The sequence below is a fragment of the Streptomyces niphimycinicus genome, assembly GCF_018883605.1.
In the GTDB taxonomy this organism is placed as follows: Bacteria; Actinomycetota; Actinomycetes; order Streptomycetales; family Streptomycetaceae; genus Streptomyces; species Streptomyces niphimycinicus.
The window spans coordinates 1-2,135 of sequence record NZ_JAHLEM010000272.1 but is presented as its reverse complement, the minus strand read 5'-3'; the positions used below and the strand labels follow the sequence as shown (position 1 = coordinate 2,135).

Annotated in this window: 3 protein-coding genes; 1 reads left to right on the top strand and 2 read right to left on the bottom strand. The window is 72.6% G+C overall.

Going from position 1 to position 2,135, the window contains the following annotated elements:
- Positions 1-212: 212 nt before the first annotated feature.
- Positions 213-1,004, bottom strand: coding sequence for an SDR family NAD(P)-dependent oxidoreductase (locus KN815_RS24025; protein ID WP_216344009.1), 792 nt, complete (start codon positions 1,002-1,004; stop codon positions 213-215).
- 14 nt (positions 1,005-1,018) lie between these two features.
- The gene (locus tag KN815_RS50675; RefSeq protein WP_253209206.1) at positions 1,019-1,315 is read right to left on the bottom strand and encodes a zinc-binding dehydrogenase; all 297 of its coding nucleotides are present in this window, start codon (positions 1,313-1,315) and stop codon (positions 1,019-1,021) included.
- Between the two features lie 394 nt (positions 1,316-1,709).
- On the opposite strand from KN815_RS50675, the gene KN815_RS50670 reads away from it, so the two are divergent.
- A partial coding sequence (locus KN815_RS50670) for a helix-turn-helix domain-containing protein (RefSeq protein ID WP_372458453.1) occupies positions 1,710-2,135 on the top strand: 426 nt, incomplete at its 3' end.

Here is a 2,135-nt window from a genome sequence, read left to right as displayed (position 1 = left end):
GCGAAACTTTGGCATGGGGGCTGGGCGGTGTCAATGACCCGTGCGCGGACGGGTCATCGACACCGCCCGCGCATCCGGCCGTGGCGCGAAGCGCTCCGCGGGATTGGCCGTGATGTGCCGTCGTTCGTCCGCGGCGCCGTCGTGGCTGGTCGCGCAGTTCCCCGCGCCCCTTGGCGGCGCTGTTGAACCGCAGCCGACTTCACCAGGTCCGCTCAGCGCTTGCCGCGCTGCCCGTCGGCGAGCTGACGGGACGTCTCCCCGGCGCCCGCGCTCCGCTGGGCCCGCTCGGCGAGGGTCGGGAACAGCCCGCCGAGGGCGCTGCCCAGGCGCAACTCCAGCGGGGCTACGTTCACCTCGGCCCGGTTCCGCTCGATGGCCCGGATGGTCGCTGCCGCCACCCGCCGGCTGGAGATCGTCCGGACCCCGGTGGGGAGGGACGTGCCCGCGTCGGCGAACATCCCGGCGTCGCCCACGAATCCGGGCTGCACCAGCGAGACCCCCACCCCCGTGCCGTGCAGGTCCTGCCGCAGCCCCAGGGTGAAGCCGCGCAGCCCGAACTTGGCCGCGTTGTAGAGCGCGGCGCCGGGGGAGGCCGTACGGCCCGAAAGCGAGCCGATCATCACGAGCTGACCGGATCCCGACTCCACCATGCGCGGTGCCATCAGCCGCGACAGCAGCATCGGCGCGCGCAGATTGACATCGAGGGCGCGGTCCAGCTCCTCGGGCCGGTAGTCCAGGACCGGGCCGCTGGAGGGCAGCGCGGCGTTGGCGATGAGGATCCGGGCCTCCGCCGCGTCCTCGACCAGGCGCTCCAGATCGGACCGTTCGGCCAGATCGGCGACGATCGCCCGGCCGCCCAGCCGCTCGGCCAGCGGCCGCAGCACCTCCTCGCGGCGCCCGGTGAGCAGCAGCTTGGCGCCCTTGGCCGCGAGCGCGCGGGCCAGAGTCTGCCCGATGCCGCCGGTGGCCCCGGTGAGCAGGACGGTCGTGCCGTCGATCCGCATGCGATCTCCTCCGGTTACGGTCGAGTACGTTCCGGCACGGTACTGGGTATGCGCCCCGCGCCGGGTTTTTTCGGTGGGCCGCGGGGCCGCGGGGCCGGGGAGCCCAGGCTGTGTCCGGCGAATCCTGTGACGTCGGATCGCCTGGGGCTCACATTTCGACGACGACCTTTCCCTTGGCGCGCCCCTGCTCCAGAAAGGCGAAGGCAGCGGCGATCTGCTCGAAACGGGAAGACGCGGTCGATGACCGGCTTCAACTCGCCCGCGTCCACCAGCGAGGCCAGATGCTCCAGGTCCGCACCGCTGGGGTGCATGAACAGGAAGCGGTAGCTCGCCCCGTGCCGGCGCGCCTCGCGCCGGATCTTCGCACACCGGGCGATGGCACCGGTGTCGTGGTTGAAGCGCGTGACGGCGCGCTCGATGACGTGGTTGCTGCCACCGACGAAGATCCCGTTGTCACCTGCGCGCTCTCGGCCTGGACGGACGCGGCCTGCGAGACGGTCGGCTGGACGGCGAGCAGGCACGCCGACGTGACCACGGCCGCCGCCGACGCGACCACGGCCGCCGGGCCGAGGAGAACCGAATGTGCTTCATGGCGCTGAACCTCCAGCGCTTTCGAGAGCGTCAACGCCCCCCCTTGCGCGGAAGTCGATAAATGGCGGACATGGCCGTTGTGGGCGATCAGCGGCCGCCATGACGATTCCGCCCATGGAACCTGACAAGGCTGGTGATCTTGAGGATGTCCAGGATGTAGGCCGCTTCATGACGTTGCTGCGGGAACTCAAGGCCCGCTCCGGGCTGTCGTACCGGCGGCTCGAGGAACGGGCCGCCGCCGTGGGGGACGTGCTGCCGCGCAGCAGCGTCTCCACCATGCTGAGCCGTGACCAACCGCCCCGGCCGGAGCTGCTGGCGGCCTTCGTGCGGGCGTGCGGGGACGGCGAGCGGGCCGCGCGGTGGTGCGCGGCCAGGGACCGGGTCGCACGACTCCCTGCGCCGGCGGCGGAGGCGTCGTGGGTACCGGCGGAGGCGTCGGTGCCGTCGTCCGGCGCGGTGGGCGTCGGCATTCGGTTGCCGGTGGATCAGGGCGCGCCGGACAGCGGGAGCGGTGGCGCCGCGCCTCCCGGGCCGGAGCCG

Bases quoted from the DNA above. Each gene is read 5' to 3' on its own strand.
- KN815_RS24025 (WP_216344009.1), bottom strand. From the start codon at position 1,004: ATGCGGATCGACGGCACGACCGTCCTGCTCACCGGGGCCACCGGCGGC.
- KN815_RS50675 (WP_253209206.1), bottom strand. From the start codon at position 1,315: ATGCACCCCAGCGGTGCGGACCTGGAGCATCTGGCCTCGCTGGTGGAC.